General features: G+C 52.5%; 18 protein-coding genes. 4 read left to right on the top strand and 14 right to left on the bottom strand.

The window, feature by feature from the left end:
- Window positions 1–335 precede the first annotated feature (335 nt).
- The 3 genes from carB to dapB form a co-directional block, all read right to left on the bottom strand.
- Window positions 336–3,560 carry a carbamoyl-phosphate synthase large subunit gene (gene carB, locus EDF78_RS12485; protein WP_095924612.1) on the bottom strand — a complete coding sequence of 1,075 codons (3,225 nt, stop codon included), beginning with the start codon at window positions 3,558–3,560 and terminating at the stop codon, window positions 336–338.
- 16 nt (window positions 3,561–3,576) lie between these two features.
- Complete coding sequence (gene carA / locus EDF78_RS12490; RefSeq protein WP_119822508.1) at window positions 3,577–4,728, bottom strand: glutamine-hydrolyzing carbamoyl-phosphate synthase small subunit; 1,152 nt, start codon at window positions 4,726–4,728, stop codon at window positions 3,577–3,579.
- 477 nt (window positions 4,729–5,205) lie between these two features.
- Window positions 5,206–6,027, bottom strand: a complete 822-nt coding sequence (gene dapB / locus EDF78_RS12495) for a 4-hydroxy-tetrahydrodipicolinate reductase (protein WP_133823196.1) — start codon at window positions 6,025–6,027, stop codon at window positions 5,206–5,208.
- A gap of 689 nt (window positions 6,028–6,716) precedes the next feature.
- On the opposite strand from dapB, the gene EDF78_RS12500 reads away from it, so the two are divergent.
- Complete coding sequence (locus tag EDF78_RS12500; protein WP_095924609.1) at window positions 6,717–7,862, top strand: autotransporter domain-containing protein; 1,146 nt, start codon at window positions 6,717–6,719, stop codon at window positions 7,860–7,862.
- Between the two features lie 160 nt (window positions 7,863–8,022).
- A complete protein-coding gene (locus tag EDF78_RS12505; protein ID WP_133823197.1) occupies window positions 8,023–8,898 on the top strand; it encodes an SMP-30/gluconolactonase/LRE family protein in 876 nt (291 codons plus the stop codon).
- 66 nt (window positions 8,899–8,964) lie between these two features.
- Here the strand turns inward: EDF78_RS12505 and ispH are convergent, their stop codons facing one another.
- From ispH to ribF, 5 genes are all read right to left on the bottom strand, one after another.
- On the bottom strand, window positions 8,965–9,918 hold the full coding sequence (ispH, locus tag EDF78_RS12510) for a 4-hydroxy-3-methylbut-2-enyl diphosphate reductase (RefSeq protein ID WP_095924607.1): 954 nt from the start codon (window positions 9,916–9,918) through the stop codon (window positions 8,965–8,967).
- A complete protein-coding gene (fkpB, locus tag EDF78_RS12515) occupies window positions 9,899–10,369 on the bottom strand; it encodes an FKBP-type peptidyl-prolyl cis-trans isomerase (RefSeq protein ID WP_047605761.1) in 471 nt (156 codons plus the stop codon). Before fkpB ends, ispH begins: the two co-directional genes overlap by 20 nt.
- 5 nt (window positions 10,370–10,374) lie before the next feature.
- The gene (lspA, locus tag EDF78_RS12520; RefSeq protein WP_015698717.1) at window positions 10,375–10,881 is read right to left on the bottom strand and encodes a signal peptidase II; all 507 of its coding nucleotides are present in this window, start codon (window positions 10,879–10,881) and stop codon (window positions 10,375–10,377) included.
- Window positions 10,881–13,697 carry an isoleucine--tRNA ligase gene (gene ileS, locus EDF78_RS12525; RefSeq protein ID WP_133823198.1) on the bottom strand — a complete coding sequence of 939 codons (2,817 nt, stop codon included), beginning with the start codon at window positions 13,695–13,697 and terminating at the stop codon, window positions 10,881–10,883. Before ileS ends, lspA begins: the two co-directional genes overlap by 1 nt.
- A gap of 61 nt (window positions 13,698–13,758) precedes the next feature.
- Window positions 13,759–14,697: a bifunctional riboflavin kinase/FAD synthetase gene (ribF, locus tag EDF78_RS12530; RefSeq protein WP_119822504.1), complete on the bottom strand. Its 939-nt coding sequence runs from the start codon at window positions 14,695–14,697 to the stop codon at window positions 13,759–13,761.
- A 439-nt stretch (window positions 14,698–15,136) separates the two neighbouring features.
- On the opposite strand from ribF, the gene rpsT reads away from it, so the two are divergent.
- Window positions 15,137–15,400, top strand: a complete 264-nt coding sequence (gene rpsT / locus EDF78_RS12540; protein WP_013577064.1) for a 30S ribosomal protein S20 — start codon at window positions 15,137–15,139, stop codon at window positions 15,398–15,400.
- A gap of 72 nt (window positions 15,401–15,472) precedes the next feature.
- Here rpsT and nhaR read toward each other — a convergent pair whose 3' ends face one another.
- From nhaR to dnaK, 4 genes are all read right to left on the bottom strand, one after another.
- Window positions 15,473–16,360 carry a transcriptional activator NhaR gene (nhaR, locus tag EDF78_RS12545; protein WP_095924603.1) on the bottom strand — a complete coding sequence of 296 codons (888 nt, stop codon included), beginning with the start codon at window positions 16,358–16,360 and terminating at the stop codon, window positions 15,473–15,475.
- A 39-nt stretch (window positions 16,361–16,399) separates the two neighbouring features.
- A complete protein-coding gene (nhaA, locus tag EDF78_RS12550) occupies window positions 16,400–17,575 on the bottom strand; it encodes a Na+/H+ antiporter NhaA (protein WP_095924602.1) in 1,176 nt (391 codons plus the stop codon).
- A 229-nt stretch (window positions 17,576–17,804) separates the two neighbouring features.
- A complete protein-coding gene (gene dnaJ, locus EDF78_RS12555; protein ID WP_095924601.1) occupies window positions 17,805–18,938 on the bottom strand; it encodes a molecular chaperone DnaJ in 1,134 nt (377 codons plus the stop codon).
- A gap of 99 nt (window positions 18,939–19,037) precedes the next feature.
- Window positions 19,038–20,939 carry a molecular chaperone DnaK gene (dnaK, locus tag EDF78_RS12560; protein WP_119822503.1) on the bottom strand — a complete coding sequence of 634 codons (1,902 nt, stop codon included), beginning with the start codon at window positions 20,937–20,939 and terminating at the stop codon, window positions 19,038–19,040.
- A gap of 319 nt (window positions 20,940–21,258) precedes the next feature.
- Here dnaK and satP point away from each other — a divergent pair, with 319 nt between their 5' ends.
- On the top strand, window positions 21,259–21,858 hold the full coding sequence (satP, locus tag EDF78_RS12565; protein ID WP_095924599.1) for an acetate uptake transporter: 600 nt from the start codon (window positions 21,259–21,261) through the stop codon (window positions 21,856–21,858).
- 76 nt (window positions 21,859–21,934) lie between these two features.
- Here satP and EDF78_RS12570 read toward each other — a convergent pair whose 3' ends face one another.
- On the bottom strand, window positions 21,935–23,257 hold the full coding sequence (locus EDF78_RS12570; protein WP_119822502.1) for an MFS transporter: 1,323 nt from the start codon (window positions 23,255–23,257) through the stop codon (window positions 21,935–21,937).
- 142 nt (window positions 23,258–23,399) lie between these two features.
- Window positions 23,400–23,987, bottom strand: a complete 588-nt coding sequence (gene mog / locus EDF78_RS12575) for a molybdopterin adenylyltransferase (protein WP_095924597.1) — start codon at window positions 23,985–23,987, stop codon at window positions 23,400–23,402.
- Window positions 23,988–24,055 lie beyond the last annotated feature (68 nt).

Here is a 24,055-nt window from a genome sequence, read left to right on the forward strand (position 1 = left end):
AGATTCCTCATTTTTGACTGAAAGCACAGCAAGAAGGGTTAATTCTCTGTGTGAACTAACCAAGGCAATGAGTATAAATTCACGCACAAATACATAAGAATAATTAAACATATACCACACATGACACCCATCACATTAACTAGAAATAATGATCTAAAATAATGAGTTAGGTGCAAATCACTTTCATCCGAAAGGAATTATGCGCACTATGTATAATTAGTTTGATAAACATATTTAATATATATAATTAACATCTCACTTTTGTACAGGCATAAAAAAACGTCCGCTCCCTGAGGGAACGGACGTTTCAGCGACCGCAGCAATTTAGTACATAATCACTTGCCGATTTTCGCGTGCATCTCCTGCACTGAGATCACCTGTTCAGTCGGGTCAGATGACAGCGCCATCGCCGTAGCGAAACCACCGTTCAGCGTGGTGTCGTAATGCACTTTGTATTGCAGTGCGCTGCGACGGATAAGCTTGGAGTCTTCAATCGCCTGACGTCCCGCCGTGGTGTTCACGATATACACATATTCACCGTTCTTGATACGGTCCTGAATATGCGGACGGCCTTCATGCACCTTGTTGACCAGACGCGGGTTTATCCCGGCTTCGCCCAGTACCACTGCGGTGCCGTGCGTCGCATCCAGCTCGAAACCGCGTTTCAGCAGTTTCGCGGCTAAATCCACCACGCGGCCTTTGTCGCCTTCACGAACCGACAACAGTGCGCGACCGGCTTTCTTCATACCGGAGTTGCTTCCCAGTTGCGCTTTGGCAAAGGCTTCGGCGAAAGTACGGCCCACGCCCATGACTTCACCGGTAGAGCGCATTTCCGGCCCCAGAATCGGGTCAACGCCAGGGAATTTGTTGAACGGCAGCACCACTTCTTTTACGGAGTAGTAAGGCGGGATCACTTCTTCGGTGATGCCCTGCTGCGCCAGTGTCTGCCCCGCCATCACGCGCGCCGCCACTTTCGCCAGCGCCACGCCGGTCGCCTTGGAGACGAACGGTACGGTACGCGCAGCACGCGGGTTGACTTCAATCAGGTAGACTTCGTTGTTCTTCACAGCGAACTGGACGTTCATCAGACCGCGAACGCTCAGCTCAAAGGCCAGTTTCTCGACCTGCTGACGCATCACATCCTGAATTTCCTGGCTCAGCGTGTAGCAAGGCAGTGAACATGCGGAGTCACCGGAGTGCACGCCAGCCTGCTCGATGTGTTCCATGATGCCGCCAATCAGCACGCGCTCGCCGTCGCAGATGGCATCAACGTCAACTTCTACGGCGTCGTCAAGGAAGCGGTCCAGCAGCACCGGCGCATCGTTAGACACGCTGACGGCATTCTGGAAGTAACGACGCAGGTCGATTTCGTCGTAAACGATTTCCATCGCACGGCCGCCCAGCACATAAGATGGACGCACCACCAGCGGATAACCGATACCCGCCGCTTTTTCGACAGCCTGTTCGATCGTCGCGACCGTGGCGTTTGCCGGTTGTTTCAGACCCAGACGGTTAACCGCCTGCTGGAAACGTTCACGGTCTTCGGCGCGGTCAATCGCATCCGGGCTGGTGCCGATAATCGGCACGCCAGCGGCTTCCAGTTCACGCGCCAGTTTCAGCGGAGTCTGGCCGCCGTACTGAACAATCACGCCTTTCGGCTGTTCGATACGCACGATTTCCAGCACGTCTTCCAGTGTGACGGATTCAAAGTACAGACGGTCGGAAGTGTCGTAGTCGGTAGACACCGTTTCCGGGTTACAGTTAACCATGATGGTTTCGTAACCGTCTTCGCGCAGCGCCAGTGAGGCGTGTACGCAGCAATAATCGAACTCGATACCCTGACCGATACGGTTTGGACCGCCGCCCAGCACCATGATTTTCGGCTTGTCGTTGGTCGGGTTGGATTCGCACTCTTCTTCATACGTTGAATACATGTAGGCGGTATCGGTTGAGAATTCCGCCGCACAGGTATCCACACGTTTGTAGACCGGATGCAGGTTGTATTTGTGGCGCAGTTTGCGCACTTCGCTTTCTGAAACACCGACCAGTTTCGCCAGACGGAGATCCGCGAAGCCTTTACGCTTGAGCATGCGCAGGTAATCGTGGGTCAGGATGTTGAAGCCGCCTTCGGCCACTTCATTTTCCAGTTTTACCAGTTCTTCAATCTGCACCAGGAACCAGCGGTCAACGTTGGTCAGGTTGAAGATTCCGTCAACCGACATACCGGCACGGAAGGCATCAGCGATGTACCAGATACGCTCGGCACCGGCTTCTTTCAGTTCACGACGGATTTTGGTCAGTGCTTCCGGGTCATCCAGACTCACTTTCGGGTCGAAACCGCTCGCGCCCACTTCCAGACCGCGCAGAGCTTTTTGCAGAGATTCCTGCTGAGTGCGGCCAATCGCCATTACTTCGCCGACAGATTTCATCTGCGTGGTCAGACGGTCGTTGGCACCGGCAAATTTCTCGAAGTTGAAGCGAGGAATTTTGGTCACTACGTAGTCGATAGACGGTTCGAAAGAGGCCGGGGTTTTGCCGCCGGTGATGTCGTTCATCAGTTCATCGAGGGTGTAACCGACGGCCAGTTTCGCCGCCACTTTGGCAATCGGGAAACCGGTCGCTTTAGACGCCAGCGCGGAAGAACGTGATACGCGCGGGTTCATTTCGATAACGATCAGACGGCCGTTTTTCGGGTTCACCGAGAACTGGACGTTAGAGCCGCCGGTTTCTACGCCGATTTCACGCAGTACAGCCATCGAGGCGTTACGCATGATTTGATATTCTTTGTCGGTCAGGGTCTGCGCCGGGGCGACAGTGATGGAGTCACCGGTGTGAATGCCCATCGCATCGAAGTTTTCGATAGAGCAGACGATGATGCAGTTGTCGTTTTTATCACGCACCACTTCCATCTCGTACTCTTTCCAGCCAATCAGCGACTCATCAATCAGCAGCTCTTTGGTCGGGGAAAGATCCAGACCGCGTTCGCAAATCTCTTCAAACTCTTCACGGTTGTACGCGATACCGCCACCGGTGCCGCCCATGGTGAAGGAAGGACGAATGATGCACGGGAAGCCGACGTCAGCGGCAACCGCCAGCGCTTCTTCCATGGTGTGTGCGATACCGGAACGCGCGGTGTCCAGACCAATCTTTTTCATCGCCACGTCGAAACGGCGACGGTCTTCGGCTTTATCAATGGCGTCTGCGGTCGCGCCAATCATGGTCACGCCGAATTCTTCCAGCACGCCCTGACGTTCCAGTTCCAGCGCACAGTTCAGTGCGGTCTGGCCGCCCATGGTTGGCAGCACGGCGTCCGGACGTTCTTTTTCGATAATCTTGCGCACCACTTCCCAGTGAATTGGCTCGATATAGGTCGCGTCCGCCATTTCAGGGTCAGTCATGATGGTGGCCGGGTTGGAGTTCACCAGAATGACGCGGTAACCCTCTTCACGCAGCGCTTTACACGCCTGTGCACCGGAGTAGTCAAATTCACAAGCCTGGCCGATAACAATCGGGCCGGCGCCCAGAATCAGGATGCTTTTTATGTCTGTACGTTTTGGCATTTTTTATTCGCTCCTGTTATCTGGCGTTGTTTGTGCGAAAAGCTTCAATCAGTTCGATAAAGTGGTCAAACAGCGGTGCCGCATCGTGCGGGCCCGGGCTGGCTTCAGGGTGGCCCTGGAAGCTGAACGCCGCTTTATCGGTACGGTGGATACCCTGCACCGTATGGTCAAACAGAGATTTGTGCGTCACGCGCAGGCTGGCTGGCAGGTCAGATTCATCCACCGCAAAGCCGTGGTTCTGTGCGGTGATCATCACGATATCTTTATCGAGATCTTTCACCGGGTGGTTACCGCCGTGGTGGCCGAGTTTCATTTTCACCGTCTTCGCGCCGCTGGCCAGTGCCAGTAACTGATGTCCGAGGCAGATGCCAAAGACCGGAATGTCGGTTTCCAGGAAAGTTTTGATGGCCGCGATAGCGTAGTCGCAAGGCTCCGGGTCGCCCGGTCCGTTGGACAGGAAGATGCCGTCCGGATTCATTTTCAGCACGTCTTCTGCCGGGGTCTGCGCCGGAACCACCGTCAGGCGACAACCGCGATCCACCAGCATGCGCAGGATGTTGCGTTTCGCGCCGTAGTCATAAGCCACTACGTGGAAGGGCAGATCTTCAGCTTTCTTCACTTCAGGCAATTCGCCTTCCAGCGTCCAGCTTCCTTGTTGCCAGCTGTAAGATTCCGTCGTGGTCACTTCTTTCGCCAGATCCATGCCTTTCAGGCCCGGGAACGCTTTGGCTTTTTGCAGCGCCAGTTCAGCATCCGGTGAATCGCCCGCGATGATGCAACCGTTCTGTGCGCCTTTTTCGCGTAACAGACGGGTCAGCTTGCGGGTATCAATATCGGCGATGGCAACGATGTTATTGCGCTTGAGGTAATCAGAAAGGTTTTCTTCACTGCGGTAGTTGCTGGCAATCAGAGGTAAATCGCGAATGACCAGGCCCTGAGCGTGTACTGCGGAGGATTCTTCATCAGCGGCATTGGTGCCGACATTACCGATATGGGGATAAGTGAGAGTGACAATCTGGCGGGAATAGGAAGGATCAGTGAGGATTTCTTGATAACCGGTCATCGACGTATTGAAGACCACTTCCCCCACTGCCGACCCTTCTGCCCCGATGGCCCGACCGTGGAATTGGGTTCCGTCTTCCAGAACCAATAGCGCTGACTTTATCAAAGCATCCTCCAAGAATAATAAATCACAATATCTGCATATTAATTCAGATAACCCGATCTAAATCAATGCAAAAATCGCTCCCAAAGCCAATTTTTGGCAAATTGCGCGCATTCTAATGATGGCCGTCGGGTTTGTCTACCAAAAGCACCAATATTTCTCTGTTTTTTGCACCACTCAGCGAAAACGCGCGCTTACCGCCATAAAAAGACAGTCTAAGTAAGCATAGTAACCGTTTGCGGAACAGGATGTCTGAAAAATGACGAAGAAAGCGGATTTGTAACAAGACGGGGAAGTCGCGGCGTTCAAAAAACAAGCAACCCACACTTCATAATTGACGAAAAGAACGAAAAATACGGGTTACAGCTAAAAATAAACACCAGGACGATATTTTCAATAAAAAAGAGAAGGGCAATCAAGGAACTGCCCTTTTATCAAAAGATTATGATCAAAACAACCACATCACATCTAAACTATGGATTACAAATCATCTAAACCCAGCACATCCCGCATGTCATAAAGACCGCTTTTATGGGAAGAAAGCCATTTACCCGCACGAACAGCGCCATTTGCGAATGTCATGCGGCTGGAAGCCTTGTGAGTTATCTCAACACGCTCCCCGATATCTGCAAACATCGCGGTATGTTCCCCGACGATATCGCCTGCACGGATGGTGGCAAACCCAATGCTTTTTGGATCACGCTCACCGGTATGCCCTTCCCGTGCGTACACCGCGCAATCTTTCAGATCACGCCCTAAGGCATCGGCAATCGCTTCACCCATCGCGAGCGCAGTCCCTGATGGTGCATCAACTTTATGACGGTGGTGCGCTTCCACGATTTCAATATCTGTATAGTCGCCCATGACTTTGGCGGCTTTTTCCAGCAGCTTGAGGACCACATTCACGCCCACGCTGAAGTTGGCCGCGAAAACCACCGGGATCACCTCTGAAGCCTGTTTAATTGCGGCCTTCCCGGCGTCATCAAAGCCCGTAGTGCCGATAATCATGCCTTTATGGTGTTTCTGGCAAAATTCCAGATGCGCCAGTGTGCCTTCGGGACGGGTGAAGTCGATCAGAATATCGAAGTCATCCGCCACGGTTTCCAGATTGTCATGCACCGTTATGCCCGCTGAACCGACACCCGCCAGTTCGCCTGCATCGGCGCCCACTAAGGAAGAACCGGAACGTTCCAGCGCTGCGCCCAATACCACGCCTTCGGCATCAGTGACGGCCTGAATCAGCTGGCGGCCCATACGGCCACCGGCGCCAACAATGGCCATGCGAATATCAGCGTTACTCATAATTACTCTCTTCTTATTGTGGTTCTGCCGTGAAACAGAATCAGGTTATCGACCCCGCAATCAGGGAGCCAGCGAAATTGCCTCATAATTAGAAAATTATGATACAGACCCGTTAATATCAGTAAAAGCCATCTGGTTTCAGGTTACGCAATCGATGATTTTGTGTTAACCGGTTGACGCAACTGGAACTGGTTAAGGAAAAACGGTCAAAAAGTCCCGAAAAACGCCCTTCGCATAATCATGCAATTTCATGCATAAGTCCCCGCTTAGCTACGCCCTTCATGCATCATGCCGCACGCCACGGATTTTACCACCGTCCCGCAGGGCACCCCCTGACAATATGTCTCACCGGATAAAAGCGATGATGAGCGCGAGAGACGAAAAAGCGAATTCCCTTCCCAGATGAATGACAAATAAGCAGCGAACCGCGTATTTCTTAGATCTGAAACATTAAATTTTTATTATATGTAGTGAAATAATATTGATAAAACCAATGATTGTGGTAATAAATAGCAACCTAATTTTAACTGCCGAAATTTGATTTAACGACAGTAAAATAAGTAGCCTGGCTCCATAAGGCGCGTCTTCACCCTTACCAGACAGTCATCAGTAAGGGGAAAATAATAAATAGCTATCGCCAATTTTGTTGCTGGTTTTTTCCGATCAGTATATTGGCGCAGGGACTTAACATGAAATTCAAACTGAACAACGTCACGCAAGTGGCGACCGCAGGCCTGTTGTTTGGCTTAGCGTCTTTTGCTGCACACGCAGAAATCACCCTGATTAAACAAGATCCACAGCCTAACGATCCGCTGAGCCGCCTGAACTTCCAGGTCGGCGGCAGTATTCGTCCACAGTTCCAGTTCCAGAACGGCGTGAAAAACTACAAAACCAACGGTTTTGACGGCGGTACACGTTTCCGTTTCTCTGCTGATTATTATCTGTTTGATGACATCAGCTGGATCAACTACTACGAGTTGGGTGTCAATATTCCTGCCCTGACCGGCTGGGACAATCACCACGCCGATGGCGCGCATAACACCTCCCGCCGTATGCTTTACACCGGTCTGAAAAGCAAAACTTACGGCCAGTTGACCTTCGGTCAGCAAAACAGCGTGTATTACGATGTGGTCGGGGCGAAAACCGATATCTGGGATTACGACATGCTCGCTCAGGCACCGGGTAACGGTGTTAACGGCGACTACGACGGATCTTACCGTTCCCGTAAGATGCTGAAATACAAAAACACCTTCGGCGACGCGGATGTTTACGCTTCTTACCTGTTTGAAGACAGCGAACTGCTGACCGGCAAAAATGGCCTGCGTTACAAACGTAACGGCGGCGGTTCTGTCGGTGTGGATTACCACATCACCAAAGACCTGACATGGGGTACGGCGTACAACTACACCGACGCAGAAATGAGAAATCCGGGTGATAACACCTCGAAAGATTACAACCAGAGCATTGTCGGTACGGCGCTGAGCTGGAAACCAGGCAACTGGACAGCATCCTTCGGCGGCGGTTATTACCATGACTTCCTGACCACTGGCGTGAAAACCGAAGATCAGTTCTTCGCGGGCGACGCATACGGTCTGGAATACTTCCTGGGTTATACCTTCCCAATCAATCAGCTGGCAGTGAAAACCATTCAGCCATACTTCATGGGTGACCGTCTGAGCTATGTGACCGGCCGTGATTACCAGCGTATTGATAACGGTCTGGGTGTCTCCTTCCAGCTTGATTACGGCTTCCGTGTGGATTACGAACACGTGTTCACCTCCTCTACCGATAACCTCGGCGACATGAACCTGATCCGTCTGCGTTACGACTTCTAAGCCTTAACGACTGCACTTCCGGGGCCAGCTTTACGTCTTATTGACGGGCTGGCCCTTTCTTTTTACGCCATTTCTTCTATCCTCCGCGACCAAAGCCAGACTAGACTGAGTACAGACTGTTTTCGCTATATCCATTTTGTAACCGCAGGAGAGCTTTGCGATGTCAGCATTTTTCCGGTCCGACATAACAGCCATTGGCGACTATCGAGCCGAATTGGGTGAAACCCCCGTCTGGTGCCAGCGCACACAATCTTTGCTTTGGGTCGATATTCTGGCTCAGCGTGTTTTGCGTTACTGGCCCGATACCAGGCAAACTGAAATTCATGAGCTTCCCGCGCTGACCAGCGCCGTGTTGCTGACGGAAAAGAGAAATCAGTTTCTGCTGGTGTCCGTCGACGGGATCCATCTCTACGATTACTCACAGAAAAGCCGCCAGAAGCTCTGCGATTATCCGGGTGCGGAAGGTACGCGTCCGAACGAGGCCGCCATCGCGCCCGACGGTTCACTGTGGTTTGGTACGCTGGATATAAAAGAAGAAAAAGATAACGGGGAATGGTTCCGCTATGAAGCGGGGACGGAAAAGCCCGAGATGATGCTCGATAAGGTCGGCTGCACGAATACGCTGGTCTGGTATGAAGGCAAAGTCTGGTTCGCCGACAGCAAGAAAAAACGTTTCTTTTCTGCCAACGCCCGCCGGATCAATCCGCTGAAAATATCCTGTTTTTCATCCGGTGATAAGATCCCCGACGGTTCCGCACTGGCTCAGAATGGCTGGCTGATCACCGCCTGCTGGGGCTCGAAATGTCTGCTCCGTCAGCAGATCAATCAGGGCGAATTACTGACCCTGGATACGCTGCCGGTGCCGGTCACGCAACCGAGCTGCTGCACCTTTGGCGGCCCGGACATGACGGAGTTATTCATCACCTCGGCACGTAAGAACCTCGATGCGCCACATGCGCTGGAGGGGGCGTTGCTGCACGTCGACACCACGACGGTCGGTGCGCCGCAAAATTTATTCAAATTTGAGATTCATTAATTCTGCCAACACGCAGGCACAAAAAAACCGGCTACAGTGAGCCGGTTTTTCATTTTGAGTCAGCCATCAGTCGATCTGTTTTACATCTACGCGCAGCTCTTTCGGCACTTCGAACACGATATTTTCCTCGCGTCCTTCAATGTTGATCACATCAAGGCCACCGAATGTTTTCAGCTTGCTGATCACGTCCTGCACCAGAATATCCGGTGCGGATGCGCCTGCCGTCACGCCAATGCTTTTCGCATCTTTCAGCCAGCTTTCCTGAATATCTGCCGCAGAGTCAATCAGATAGGAAGGCACGCCGACACGTTGCGCCAGTTCGGCCAGACGGTTGGAGTTCGAGGAGTTCTTCGAACCGACCACCAGCACGACATCCGCGCCATCAGCCAGCGTACGCACGGCTTCCTGACGGTTGGTCGTCGCGTAGCAAATATCGTCTTTACGCGGCCCGATGATTTTCGGGAAGCGATCGCGCAGCGCATCAATCACCGCAGACGTATCATCAACCGACAGTGTCGTTTGCGTCATAAAACACAGGTTGTTTTCATCTTTGACCTGCAATTTATACACATCTTCAGGCCCTTCAACCAGATACATGCCCCCTTTCGGGTTGCTGTACTGCCCCATGGTGCCTTCGACTTCCGGGTGCCCGGCGTGACCAATCAGAATCGCTTCCGTGCCTTTACGGCTGGCACGGGCCACTTCCATATGCACTTTGGTCACCAGCGGACAGGTCGCGTCAAACAACATGGTCAGATCACGCGCTTTAGCTTCCGCGCGCACCGCCTGAGAGACACCGTGAGCCGAGAAAATCAGAATCGAGCCATCAGGCACTTCGCTGATTTGCTCAATGAAAACAGCACCGCGCTGGCGGAGACTGTCAACCACATAGCGGTTATGTACCACTTCATGGCGAACGTAGATAGGTGCGCCGTACAGCTCCAGCGCACGTTCTACAATACTGATTGCGCGGTCAACGCCCGCACAAAACCCTCGCGGATTAGCCAGCAATATCTGCATGTTTCCCCTCAAGCTCCGGGTCAATTTCCAGCACTTCAATATCGAAATCGATATGTTGCCCTGCCAGCGGATGGTTGAAATCTACAGTGATGGAATCTTCTGTCACTTCACGGACGACGCCCGGCATTTCGCTGCCATCACGACCGCTGAACAACATGATGGTGCCGACATCCGGCACCCCAGTTTCCTGAAAATCACGACGGGAGAAGAACTGAACCAGATCCGGGCTTTTGCTACCGAATGCCGATTCAGGGGCTAACGTGAATGCCCGTTTATCCCCGACGCTCAGCCCTAACAGCTGATTTTCCAGCGCGTCAGACAAGCTGCTGTCGCCAAGGCGAAACAGTGCAGGTTTGCCATTGGCGCGGGTTGATTCCGCCGTCGAGCCATCTTCCAGCTTCAACGTAAAATGCACCAGTACAGCGCTGTCGTGTTTCACCTGTTGAGACATAAACCTTATCCTTTACTCTTTGTGGCTTCAGAGGGTTTTGCCAGAAAACCTTCCAGCACCACCATGGCTGCGCCGACACAGATAAAGCTGTCGGCCAGATTGAACGTCGCAAAATGCCAGTTACCGACATAAAAATCGATAAAGTCGACCACAAAGCCGTGATACAAGCGGTCAAACAAGTTGCCCAGCGCACCGCCGATAATCATCGCAAACGCGATGTTATTGAGCTTTTGCTTCGCGCTGCCGCGATACATCAGCACGACCAGCGCCACGACGATCACCAGCGCGATTAACGCGAAGAACCAGCGCTGCCAGCCGCCTTTGTCTGCCAGGAAACTGAACGCAGCACCGTGGTTCTGGGCGTAGAACAGATTCAGATACGGGATCAAAGGCATAGATTCACCGAGCTGGAAGTTTCCCATAATGAGAAACTTACTGCCGAGATCCACGATAATGACCACGACCGCCAGCCAGAGCCAGCGGAGTCCGGTGGAACAAATCGATTTACTCATTATGCAAACTTACGCTCTTCGCCGTCGCCAGCAATGTTAGTGACACAACGGCCGCAGATATCGCTGTGTTCCGCGTTCTGGCCGACATCGGTAGTGTAATGCCAGCAGCGCGGGCACTTGTCGCCTTCTGCTTTCGCCAGACCAATCTTCAGGCCTTTCAGCAATTCACTCGACTGAGCCGCGTCATCCGCATCACTCAGTGCGGCAACTTTCGCCCCTGACGTCAGCAGCACAAAGCGCAGTTCATTGCCCAGAGAACGCAGGTCTGTTGCCAGCGCATCATCAGCAAACAGCGTGACCGCTGCTTCCAGAGAACCGCCCAGACGTTTATCCGCACGCGCCTGTTCGATCACTTTGTTCACTTCGCCACGCACTTTCAGCAGTTCATCCCAGAACGCATCGTTCATGGATTCGTTGCCTGCGAGACTGAACAGACCATCGTACCACTCTTCAGTGAAGACGAATTTCTCACGGCTTCCCGGCAGTTCCGCCCAGATTTCATCGGCTGTGAACGACATGATCGGTGCCATCCAGCGAACCAGCGCTTCACTGATGTGATACAGCGCGGTCTGACAGCTGCGACGTGCAACGCTGTCGCTTTTCGCGGTGTACTGACGATCTTTAATGATATCCAGATAGAAGGAACCCATTTCGATCGAGCAGAACTGCATCAGACGCTGAACAACGCCATGGAAATCATAGGCTTCATACGCGGCAATGATTTCTTCCTGAGCGGCTTTCGCACGGCCAACAGCCCAGCGATCCAGCACCACCATGTCTTCCGGAGCCACGCTGTGCAGCGCCGGATCGAAACCGTTAAGGTTCGCCAGCAGGAAGCGTGCGGTGTTACGGATACGGCGGTAAGAATCAGCAGCACGTTTGAGGATTTCGTCGGACACGGCGATTTCGCCGGTGTAATCCGTCGACGCGACCCACAGACGCAGAATGTCGCCACCCAGCTTGTTCATCACGTCTTGCGGCGCGATGGTATTGCCGATGGATTTAGACATTTTGCGGCCCTGACCATCCACGGTGAAACCGTGAGTCAGCACTTGTTTGTAAGGCGCTTTGCCTTTCATTGCCGTCGAAATCATCAGGGAAGACATGAACCAGCCACGATGCTGGTCAGAACCTTCCAGATAAAGATCAGGAGAATGCCCGTTGAACTCAGGACGCACATCCACAACGGAAGAATGCGTTGAACCGGAGTCAAACCAGACGTCCAGCGTGTCCGGCACTTTGACGTAATCTGCGGCGTCTGCACCCAGAATGTCTTCCGGATTCAGATCCCACCACGCCTGAATGCCATCCACTTCAACACGTTTCGCCACTTCTTCCATCAGCTCAAGGCTGCGCGGATGCAGCTGCTCAGTGTCTTTGTGAACGAACAGAGACATCGGCACGCCCCAGGTACGCTGACGGGAGATACACCAGTCAGGACGGTTAGCGACCATGTTTTCGATACGCGCCTGACCCCAGTCTGGGATCCACTGCACGCCTTTGATCTCTTCCAGAGACTGCTGACGCAGGCCTTTCTGATCCATGCTGATGAACCATTGCGGCGTCGCGCGGAAGATGATTGGCGTTTTGTGGCGCCAGCAGCAAGGATAGCTGTGCGTGATTTTCTCAACGTGCAGCAATGCGCCTTTTTCACGCAGCAACTCAACGATCAGGTCGTTGGCTTTAAAGACAAATTTACCGTCCAGTGTCGGGTAAGTGCCCGGCAGGTAGCAACCGTTCGGCCCTACCGGATTCGCCACTTCCAGGCCGTATTTCTGGCCGATAACAAAGTCGTCAGGGCCGTGGCCTGGTGCGGTATGCACGGCACCGGTACCCGCATCGAGCGTCACGTGATCGCCCAGGATCGCCGGAACGTCGAAACCGAGGAACGGGTGTTTGAAGCGCAGCAGTTCGAGGTCTGCGCCTTTGCACTCGCCCAGAACGGTCCATCCGGCAATACCGGCACGTTTCATGACGCTTTCAACCAGATCGGTTGCCAGGATCAGACACTGACCTTCGACCTGAACCAGCTGATAAGCAAACTCAGGATTCAGTGAAATGGCGCGGTTAGCTGGCATGGTCCACGGTGTCGTGGTCCAGATAACCAGCGAGATCGGGCCATTAAAGGCAGTAACGCCAAATTTCGCTGCCACGGCTGCGGCATCCGTCGCGTTGAACGCCACATCAATAGAAGGCGAGGCCTTGTCGTAATATTCGACTTCGGCTTCGGCCAGCGACGAACCGCAATCTGTACACCAGTGCACCGGCTTGGCGCCTTTGTGCAGGTGGCCGTTACCGATGATTTTGCCCAGCGCACGGATGATGTTGGCTTCGGTTTTGAAATCCATCGTCAGGTACGGATGATCCCAGTCGCCCAGCACGCCCAGACGGATGAAGTCTTTCTTCTGGCCTTCAACCTGTTCTGCGGCATATTTACGGCAGGCTTCACGGAATTCCGCCGCCGTAACTTTCTCGCCCGGCTTACCGATCAGTTGTTCGACTTTCAGCTCGATCGGCAGACCATGACAATCCCAGCCCGGCACATACGGCGCATCAAAGCCCGCAAGTCCTTTGGACTTGATAATCATGTCTTTAAGAATTTTGTTTACTGAGTGACCAATATGAATGCTGCCGTTCGCATACGGAGGGCCGTCATGCAAAATAAAGGTTTTTTTGCCTTTCTTGGCAGCACGAATAATCCCGTACAGATCCTGGTCATACCAATTTTTCAGCATGTCAGGTTCACGCTTGGCCAGATCGCCACGCATCGGGAACCCTGTTTCCGGCAAATTCAGGGTGTTCTTGTAGTCACTCATAGATTCTCGGTTCCGTTTTCGGCTGGATTCCAGGCGTTGTGACACGCCTGTCAGTACATGTTTAGCGTAGTGTCTTTAACCCGAAGAACTCACGGGCCGTCACTTCATCGTTCGCAATTTGTTGCTTTAAAGCATCAAGCGAGGAGAAACGCTGTTCGTTGCGCAATTTCGCGCGGAGCACCACATCAATGTGGCGCCCGTATAAATCTAATGTGGTGTCGAGAAGGTGCACTTCCAACTGCTTGCGCACGCCACCGACCGTCGGACGTATTCCAATATTGGCCACGCCCGGCAGAGGTTCAGGTCCGAGACCTAACACATCCACCGCATACACGCCGCGCACCGGCGACACGACCCGCTTCAACGGCACGTTCGCCGTCGGGAAGCCAATGGTACGCCCCAGCTTATCGCCGTGTACGACACGGCCTGAGATGCTGAACGGGTGACCGAGTAAATTCGCGGCCAGCGCTAAGTCATCATCGCGCAACGCATTACGGATCGCGGTGCTGCTGATGCGGTTCCCGCCTTCCCGGAAAGTTTGCGTGCTGATCACTTCGAAGCCGTATTCTTCACCGGCTTTCTGTAATAGCTCAAAATCCCCAAGACGACTGGCACCAAAGCGGAAATCATCCCCGACCGTCAGGAATTTGACGCCCAGTTTTTCCACCAGCAGTTGCGAGATAAACGCCTGCGCCATGTGTGCCGCGAACCGTGGCTCGAAACGGACACATAAAAGGTAATCAACCCCGCACTCCGCCAGATATTTGGCTTTGTCGCGTAAACTGGTTAAACGTGCAGGTGCTTTATCACCGGCAAACAGTTCCAGAGGTTGTGGCTCAAAAATCATGACCATCACCGGCAGTCCCAGACGTTGACCTTCCAGCTTCAGCTGTTCAATCAGGGCCTGATGACCACGGTGTACACCATCAAAATTGCCAATAGTCAGCACACATCCATGATGACGTGCTCGAATATTGTGTATTCCGCGAATTAGCTCCATAGCTGGCTCAAATCCAATGCTGACTCATAACGATGGAAATCGGCGGATTATACCTTGTACAGCCTCCAAGGTTAACCAGCGATTAGCAGGATCACACCATTCTCTCTTGCATACGGCAGATATTGCGGTTCAAATGGCGGCGTGGCGATGAAAATCTTTCGTTGCATACAGGGAATGCGTGACTTTTCGCATAAACAAAGCGTTAATGGCCGTAGTGGGCAGTTTGTACACTCTCCTGTCGATTTTTCTCGCGAAAGACTGTATTCCGATGCCGGAAGCTGTTAAAATCCTGCGCCATCACAACGTAACAAGCGACGAGTAAAGTTCACTCTTTAAAACGCCGCTTATTTGCACAAATCCGTTGACAAAAGAAGACCGAAAAGGCATATTCCTCGGCCTTTGAATTGTTCATCAATAGAAAAATATTTGGGAGTTGGCCTTGGCTAATATCAAATCAGCTAAGAAACGCGCCGTACAGTCAGAAAAACGCCGTAAGCACAACGCGAGCCGTCGTTCTATGATGCGTACCTTTATCAAGAAGGTATACGCGGCTATTGCAGCAGGCGACAAAGCTGCTGCACAAAACGCATTTAACGAAATGCAACCAATCGTGGACCGTCAGTCTTGCAAAGGCCTGATCCACAAAAACAAAGCAGCGCGTCATAAGTCAAACCTGACTGCGCAAATCAACGCAATGCAATAATCGCATTACGCTGAAATGCTTGATAAAAAAACCGGCTCACGCCGGTTTTTTTATATCTGAAATTCAGGCGGGTTATTCAAACAACGCCGAAAAGTCGGTATGACAAATCTGCTGTACTGAAGGATGCTGAATCATTCTCTCAGCAAAAATGACGTAATACTCTTCCATGATCCCTTCTACACGCCCGACTTCCTCAATTTTCTCATCCTGAAATTCTGTTGAAGAATAGATCGCCGGTGCGACAAAAATCGCGTCGTTGTTCATTCCGAATGCTTTCATCAACGCAGCATCATCAAACTCGCCCAGAATGTTTACCTTCAGTCCCTGGGTATTAAACCAGTTCAGCAATTTGCGGCCGAGCATTGAACGGCGACCGGGGATCAGCAAAGGACGCTGTTCCAGACAGGCAGGAAAATCCACACCTGTCGGCGGAGTACAGCAGAAGAAGCTTATCGGGCTTTCACCCAGTTTTACCGAGAACAGCCCCTCCTGCTGGGTGGAATCCACCGGGCAGTCAGACAAAATCATATCCAGTTTATGCAGGCTCAGTTGTTCGAGCAGCATTTCGTGCGTCGATTCAAAACAGCGCAGGTGAATTTGCGCATTGTCCGGCACCGCCGCTTCCAGTACACGGCTGACCAGTCGTTTGGATAACGCATCCGCCACGCCCACATCAAACAGCAGACTCGACTCTTTGCGGTAATTCACGATATCCAGCATTTCCTGGCTGAGCGTAAACATCTTATCGGCATAACGGTAAATCAGTTGTCCCAGTTCAGAAGGCACCAGACCGCGCCCCTGACGCTTAAACAGTTTGCCGCCCAGCCTTTCTTCCAGCGATTTAATCTGCCCGGTGATGGTCTGCGGAGTCAGATACAACGCCTCTGCGGCTCCCACAACAGAACCTGATTTACACACGTGCCAGAAATAATACAAATGGTTGTAATTAATATGAGGCATGCTTTCATCCTTTCCTGAAGTATCGAACCCACCTGACGATTATCGGGTGATTTTCTTCGGTAATGCGCGACTCAGTAACAGGTAACCCAATACGGCTGACGCCACCGACCCCATCAGGATGCCCATTTTCGCGTACGTCAGCAGTGCCGCATCCAGCTCAGCAAACGCCAGTGAACCGATGAAAATCGACATGGTAAAACCAATACCGCACAGCACGGAGACCGCAGCGATCTGGCTAAACGTAATGCCGGATGGCAAACGGGTAATCCCGGATTTCAATGCCAGACCCCCGAACAAAATGATGCCCAGTGGTTTGCCCAGCAGAAGCCCCGCTGCGATGCCCATCGGTAACAAAGAAAATGCACCGGCAGCCGTTGCGCCCTGCAACGAAATTCCCGCATTGGCGAATGCAAACATTGGCAAAATAAACCAGGCCACATACGGATGGATCCCGTGCTCCAGACGGCGCGCAGGTGAAGCCTTATTGCTCCGGGTATTTAGCGGGATCAGGAAGCCGAGGATCACACCGGCTAATGTCGCGTGAATACCTGACTTCAGCACACAGACCCAGAATACCGCGCCAACCAGCAGGTAAGGCGTCAGCTTTGTCACGCCACGCCAGTTCAGTAACGCCAGCACCGCGATGCACGCCGCTGACAGTCCCAGCGCCATCATCGATACATCGTGGCTGTAAAAAAGCGCGATGATCACAATCGCACCCAGATCATCAATAATGGCCAGCGCCAGCAGGAACACTTTCAGGCCGGTCGGCACGCGGGAACCCAGCAAAGCCATCACACCCAGCGCAAATGCAATATCCGTTGCGGCCGGAATCGCCCAACCCTGACGTGCAATCTCATCGCCGCCGTTAAACAGTAAATAAATTAAGGCCGGAACCACCATGCCGCCGAGCGCAGCAATCGCCGGAAACATCGCCTGCTCGCGGTTCGCCAGTGCGCCTTCGCACAACTCACGTTTCACTTCGAGGCCGATCATCAGAAAGAACACCGCCATCAGGCCGTCGTTAATCCACAGCAACAGCGGTTTGTCGATCAGCAACTCAGAGAAACGCAGCGTGACCGGGATATCCAGAAACGCCTGATAGGCGCCCTGCAACGGGCTGTTCGCCATCACCAGCGCGATAACAGCGGCAACGATCAGGACGATACCGCCCGCCGCTTCCATACGTAAAAACTGACGGATTACATTCGGCATTCTGACTCTCCTGTAGAAAAAACCGTGGCGCAAAAAGGATTGCCACAATGGAATGCGAATTGTACGCAGCTCATCACTTCGTAAAAAGTCGATTATTTCTGCAGTATACCTCGGTTTTTACGAATCATTTATTTTAAACACTGACTTAAAATCCCATAAAAAAATCCCCGGAGCGTGAACCGCTGCCGGGGATTTCATCTGGCTTTCCACCGCTGTATTCAGCGAAGGATTAGCGGGTCAGATCATCAAAGAACTTTTTCACGCCATCCAGGAAGCTTTTAGAGCGCGGGCTGTTTTTTTCACCAGACACGCCACCAAAACTTTCTTCCAGATCACGCAACAGCTGTTTCTGTTTTTCGCTCAGGCTGACCGGCGTTTCCACGACCACACGGCACATTAAATCGCCCTGCACACCGCCACGAACAGATTTCACACCGCGTCCGCGCATACGGAACATCTTACCCGTTTGCGTTTCAGCCGGAATTTTCAGGTTCACGCGGCCATCCAGCGTTGGCACTTCGATTTCGCCGCCTAAAGCTGCCATGGCGAAATTGATCGGCACTTCGCAGTACAGGTTATTGCCTTCACGCTCAAAGATTTTGTGCGCTTTGACCTGAACCTGAACGTACAGATCGCCTGACGGAGCGCCATGCTCACCGGCTTCGCCTTCACCTTCCAGACGAATACGGTCGCCGGTATCCACACCCGCAGGAATTTTCACCGACAACGTTTTAGAACGTTCTACGCGGCCATGACCATGACATTTGTTGCACGGGTCTTTAATAACTTTCCCGCGTCCCTGACAGGTCGGACACGCCTGTTGCACCGTGAAGAAGCCCTGACGCATCTGCACCTGACCCGCACCGTGACAGGTCGGACAGGTGGTCGGAGAGCTACCCGCTTTCGCGCCGCTGCCGTGGCAGACGTCACATTCATCCAGCGTCGGGATGCGGATCTCTTTGGTGACACCACGAACGGCCTCTTCCAGAGTCAGATCCATGTTGTAACGCAGGTCTGAACCCCGGCTGGCACGCTGACGGCGACCGCCGCCAAAGATGTCGCCAAAGACGTCACCAAAGATGTCGCTGAAATCTGCACCGCCGCCGTAACCACCGCCGCCACCGCCCATGCCACCCTGTTCAAAGGCTGCATGACCGTACTGGTCGTAGGCCGCACGCTTTTGCGCATCGGTCAGAATTTCATAAGCTTCTTTAATTTCTTTGAATTTGCTTTCAGATTCTTTATCGCCCTGATTTCGGTCAGGGTGATGTTTCATCGCCAGGCGCTTATAAGCCTTTTTGATTTCACGCTCATCCGCTGTTTTGGATACGCCTAAAATCTCGTAATAATCTTGCTTCGCCATGCTTTAACCTACCCTCAACATGCGTGCACGGGCGTAGAGTTTCCTCGACGCCCGTGCTGGTTATCAGTAAAACTTCTTACTGTGCCCGCTTAAGGGCGATTATTTTTTGTCTTTAACTTCTTCGAATTCAGCGTCAACAACGTCGTCATCTTTCTGCGCGCTGGTGTCGCCGCCTTCGGCCTGGCCTTGCTGCTGAGCCATTTCCATCAGTTTGCCGGAAACCTGTACCAGCGCCTGGATTTTCGCTTCGATGTCAGCCTTGTCTTCACCTTTAGCAGAAACTTCCAGTGCTTTCAGGGCTTCTTCTACTGCGGTTTTGTCTTCAGCTGGCAGTTTATCGCCGGCTTCTTCCAGTTGCTTACGGGTACCGTGGATCAGGTGGTCCGCCTGGTTGCGGGTCTGAACCAGTTCTTCAAACTTACGGTCAGCTTCAGCATTGGCTTCGGCATCGCTTACCATTTTCTGGATTTCTTCTTCGCTCAGACCAGAAGATGCCTTGATGGTGATCTTCTGCTCACGGCCGGTATTTTTGTCTTTCGCAGACACATGCAAGATACCATCGGCATCAAGGTCGAAGGTAACTTCGATCTGAGCCTGGCCGCGTGGTGCTGCCTGAATACCGTCCAGGTTGAATTGACCCAGAGATTTGTTGTCACTTGAACGCTTACGTTCACCCTGCAACACATGGATGGTCACTGCAGACTGGTTGTCTTCCGCAGTAGAGAACACCTGGCTGTGTTTCGTCGGGATAGTGGTGTTTTTGGTGATGAGCGGAGTCATCACGCTGCCCATGGTTTCGATACCCAGAGACAACGGGGTAACGTCCAGCAGCAGAACGTCTTTCACGTCACCGGCCAATACACCACCCTGAACTGCTGCACCGATTGCCACAGCTTCGTCCGGGTTCACGTCTTTACGTGGTTCTTTACCGAAGAAATCAGCAACTTTCTTCTGAACCATTGGCATACGGGTCTGACCACCCACCAGGATAACGTCCTGAATGTCAGAAACTGACAGACCTGCGTCTTTCAGCGCCACTTTCAGTGGTTCGATAGAACGGTTTACCAGGTCTTCAACCAAAGATTCCAGTTTTGCACGGGTCACTTTGATGTTCATGTGTTTAGGACCTGTCGCATCAGCAGTGATGTACGGCAGGTTCACGTCAGTTTGCTGAGCAGAAGACAATTCAATCTTCGCTTTTTCAGCGGCTTCTTTCAGACGTTGCATCGCCAGTGGATCGTTACGCAGATCCATGCCTTGCTCTTTCTTAAACTCTTCAACCAGATAGTTGATCATACGGCTGTCGAAGTCTTCACCACCGAGGTGAGTATCACCGTTGGTTGCCAGAACTTCGAAGGTTTTTTCGCCGTCAACTTCATCAATTTCGATAATAGAGATATCGAATGTACCACCACCGAGGTCGTAAACCGCGATAGTACGGTTACCGATTTCACGATCCAGGCCGTAAGCCAGTGCCGCTGCAGTCGGTTCGTTGATGATACGTTTGACTTCCAGACCTGCGATACGGCCAGCATCTTTAGTTGCCTGACGCTGAGCATCGTTGAAGTATGCAGGTACAGTGATAACAGCTTCAGTTACTGGTTCGCCCAGATAATCTTCAGCGGTTTTCTTCATTTTCTTCAACACTTCTGCAGAGATCTGCGGAGGTGCGATTTTCTGACCTTTAACGTCGATCCAGGCGTCGCCATTGTCAGCGCCTACGATCTGGTAAGGCATGATGCCTTTATCACGTTGTACTTCTTCATCCTGGAAGCGACGGCCAATCAGGCGCTTAATCGCGAACAGTGTGTTCTGTGGGTTAGTCACAGCCTGACGTTTAGCCGGAGAACCCACCAGAGTCTCGCCATCTGCCGCATAAGCGATGATGGACGGAGTGGTGCGGTCGCCTTCAGCATTCTCCAGTACACGAGCAGTCGTGCCATCCATGATAGCTACACAAGAGTTGGTGGTGCCCAGGTCGATCCCAATAATTTTACCCATCTAAAACGTCTCCACTTAAATTCATATTCGTTCAGGTTGCTACTGTATATGCGGCCAATCTTATCGATTTCAATAGCCCCATATTACGGATTTCCCGACGGTAACAACTGCGGTTGGGAATAAGATGGGGCCATGCTGCTCAGCATCAAGGGGCAAAGTGAAAAAAAATCTTCAATTGCTGTTACGCCAGATCAATGTTTACTGACGCAACCCTCCTTATGATGCCGCGCGCTTCTAAAGATATGCGGCTTTTTTACCCATTTCCCAAGCGTTTCTTCCCCCGATTATCAATGAATAATAAATCTGATACAGAGGATCTATGCACAGCAAAACCCTGGCAAATCCAGGCCCGCTTGGGCTGATGGGATTTGGTATGACCACTATCTTATTGAATTTACACAACGCAGGCTTTTTTCCCCTGACCGCAGTCATTGTCAGCATGGGGATTTTTTATGGTGGTTTGATTCAGATCCTTGCAGGGATGATGGAATTTAAAAAAGGGAATACCTTCGGTACCACCGCATTCACGTCTTACGGTGCGTTCTGGTTGAGCCTGGTCGGCATCTTAATGCTGCCACGCATGGGCATGGCTGACGCCAGCAGTGAAAGTTTCCTCGGCGCTTACCTTGGCATCTGGGGCGTGTTCACATTATTTATGTTCTTTGGCACCCTGAAAGCCAACCGGGGTTTACAGGTTGTTTTCGGCAGCCTGGTGATTTTGTTCGCACTGTTATGTTTCGGCAACATGACCGGTAACACCGCGGTACTGCACTTTGCCGGTTTTGAAGGCATCTTCTGCGGTGCCAGCGCGATTTATCTCGCCATGGCCGAAGTGCTGAATGAACAATATGGCCGTACTGTTTTGCCTGTCGGCGAACCGAAAAGCCACTCCCCACAAGGAGAGGCAGTGACGGCATAACCGCCCCGCTGTCAGACGACAAAGCCCTGCATCGCAGGGCTTTTTTATGCATCGCGTAAGGCAAAAGGAGCGGGATTTACTGACCTGAAGAGGCACCTTCGGCAAATTTTGCCGCGCGGGTCGTCTCACTGTTCAAATCACGGCTGAGATAAATACCGGTCAGCAACCCAATCGCGGACAAGGCCAGCACGTAATATGCCGGTGCCATCGGGGTCAGGCGCATAATCAGCGTGACGAAAACCGGTGTCAGCCCGCCGAAAATTGCGTAGGCCACGTTGTAAGAGAAGGAGATGCCGGTAAAACGCACTTCTGCCGGGAACGCCCGCACCATCACATACGGCACCGCGCCGACCACACCGACGCTCAGTCCCGCCAGGGCATACATGCCCATCAGTACAGACGCATCTGCCGCGACCATATGATAGAAAGACCAGCTGCAAATCCCGAGGAACAGGCTGCCGAAGATGAAGGTTTTGCTGGCACCGAGGCGGTCCACAATGCTGCCCGAGATAATGCAGCCAAACATCAGCGCGATGGTGGCCAGACAGTTTGCCTGCAATGCCGCTGCCGCCGGAATGCCAAACTGTTTCTGCAACCAGGTCGGCGTCATCAGGATCACCACCACGATGCCGGCCGATAACAGCCAGGTCATCAGCATCGAGACCACGATTTCTTTTTTATGATTGGCCACCACGGCTTTCAGCGGTAACTCTTCCGCCAGCGCTTTGTGCGCTTTCATCTCCATAAAGACAGGCGTTTCCTGTAACCAGCGGCGCAGGTACATGGCGATCAGACCGAAAATCCCACCAATAAAGAAAGGAATACGCCAGCCATACTGGCTGATGGTCGCAGGTGTCATGCTGGTGTTCAGTAAAGTTGCCACCAGTGAGCCCAGCAGGATCCCCAGGGTTAACCCGGCGGTGAGCGTACCGCAGGCAAAACCAATGCGGTTACGCGGCACATGTTCTGCCACGAAGACCCATGCGCCCGGCACCTCGCCCCCGATCGCCGCGCCCTGTAACAACCTCATCAGCAGCAGTAGTAACGGTGCCGCCATACCGATCGAGGCGTAGGTCGGTAACAACCCCATCGCCAGCGTCGGCAAAGCCATTAATAAAATGCTCAGGCTGAACATCCGCTTACGGCCCACCAGATCGCCAAAGTGCGCCATGATGATGCCACCCAGCGGCCGTGCCAGATATCCGGCGGCGAAAATACCAAAGGTCTGAACCTGACGCAGCCAGTCGGGCATGTCTGCCGGGAAGAAGAGATCGCCAATCACCGCAGCGAAGAAGACGAAAATAATGAAGTCGTAGAATTCGAGAGCGCCGCCCAACGCCGCAAGGGAGAGCGTTTTGAAGTCCTGCCGGTTCAACCGGCGCGATTGTGCGTGTTGCATAGGATACCGTCAGACACCAGAGAGAAGAATGGAAAAAGGCTTTGCCACCTCATGTAAAGTAATCATTACTATAACGGCAAATATTTTTCACACCAGTGGTGTCTGACGCATAACTACGCTTAATGTTAAAAATGATCGCTATTCAGCTTTTTGTATCGCGGCGGGCACTTTTGGGACGGAAAGCTGCTACCACGTTGTCATGGGTCTCGATATAAGGGCCGTCGAGCAACTGGATGCAGTAAGGCACGCTGGCAAAAATGCCGGAAACAATCACTTTACCGTCGGCATCTTTCAGTCCTTCCAGCGTTTCCTGAATGGATTTCGGCTGGCCGGGTAAATTAAGGATCAGCGCCTGTTTGCGGATCACGCCAACCTGCCGCGACAAAATCGCCGTCGGCACAAAATGCAGGCTGATCTGGCGCATCTGTTCGCCAAAGCCAGGCATCTCCCGGTCAGCCACAGCCAGCGTGGCATCCGGCGTGACATCACGGCGCGCGGGTCCGGTTCCGCCGGTGGTCAGCACCAGATGACACCCGCTTTCATCCACCAGTTCACTGATCGCCTGTTCAATTAACGGTTGCTCGTCGGGGATCAGTTTTTTCTCCAGCTTAAAAGGCGTAATGAGCGCTTTTTCCAGCCACGCTTCCAGCGCCGGAATGCCTTTGTCCTGATAAACACCGTTCGACGCGCGGTCCGACACCGATACCAGACCAATTCGTAATGTATCCATGCTATTTCTCCACAGCACTTTTCTTCATTGTCACAGCCCTCAGTATATCGGTAACCGGCCGGTGGTTT

The sequence above is a fragment of the Rahnella sp. BIGb0236 genome, from assembly GCF_004364755.1.
GTDB classification, from domain to species: Bacteria; Pseudomonadota; Gammaproteobacteria; order Enterobacterales; family Enterobacteriaceae; genus Rahnella; species Rahnella victoriana.

Coding starts and splice junctions, on each gene's coding strand:
- carB (WP_095924612.1), bottom strand. CDS start 3,560: ATGCCAAAACGTACAGACATAAAAAGCATCCTGATTCTGGGCGCCGGC.
- dapB (WP_133823196.1), bottom strand. CDS start 6,027: ATGAGTAACGCTGATATTCGCATGGCCATTGTTGGCGCCGGTGGCCGT.
- EDF78_RS12500 (WP_095924609.1), top strand. CDS start 6,717: ATGAAATTCAAACTGAACAACGTCACGCAAGTGGCGACCGCAGGCCTG.
- EDF78_RS12505 (WP_133823197.1), top strand. CDS start 8,023: ATGTCAGCATTTTTCCGGTCCGACATAACAGCCATTGGCGACTATCGA.
- ispH (WP_095924607.1), bottom strand. CDS start 9,918: ATGCAGATATTGCTGGCTAATCCGCGAGGGTTTTGTGCGGGCGTTGAC.
- fkpB (WP_047605761.1), bottom strand. CDS start 10,369: ATGTCTCAACAGGTGAAACACGACAGCGCTGTACTGGTGCATTTTACG.
- lspA (WP_015698717.1), bottom strand. CDS start 10,881: ATGAGTAAATCGATTTGTTCCACCGGACTCCGCTGGCTCTGGCTGGCG.
- ileS (WP_133823198.1), bottom strand. CDS start 13,697: ATGAGTGACTACAAGAACACCCTGAATTTGCCGGAAACAGGGTTCCCG.
- ribF (WP_119822504.1), bottom strand. CDS start 14,697: ATGGAGCTAATTCGCGGAATACACAATATTCGAGCACGTCATCATGGA.
- nhaR (WP_095924603.1), bottom strand. CDS start 16,360: ATGCCTCATATTAATTACAACCATTTGTATTATTTCTGGCACGTGTGT.
- nhaA (WP_095924602.1), bottom strand. CDS start 17,575: ATGCCGAATGTAATCCGTCAGTTTTTACGTATGGAAGCGGCGGGCGGT.
- dnaJ (WP_095924601.1), bottom strand. CDS start 18,938: ATGGCGAAGCAAGATTATTACGAGATTTTAGGCGTATCCAAAACAGCG.
- dnaK (WP_119822503.1), bottom strand. CDS start 20,939: ATGGGTAAAATTATTGGGATCGACCTGGGCACCACCAACTCTTGTGTA.
- satP (WP_095924599.1), top strand. CDS start 21,259: ATGCACAGCAAAACCCTGGCAAATCCAGGCCCGCTTGGGCTGATGGGA.
- EDF78_RS12570 (WP_119822502.1), bottom strand. CDS start 23,257: ATGCAACACGCACAATCGCGCCGGTTGAACCGGCAGGACTTCAAAACG.
- mog (WP_095924597.1), bottom strand. CDS start 23,987: ATGGATACATTACGAATTGGTCTGGTATCGGTGTCGGACCGCGCGTCG.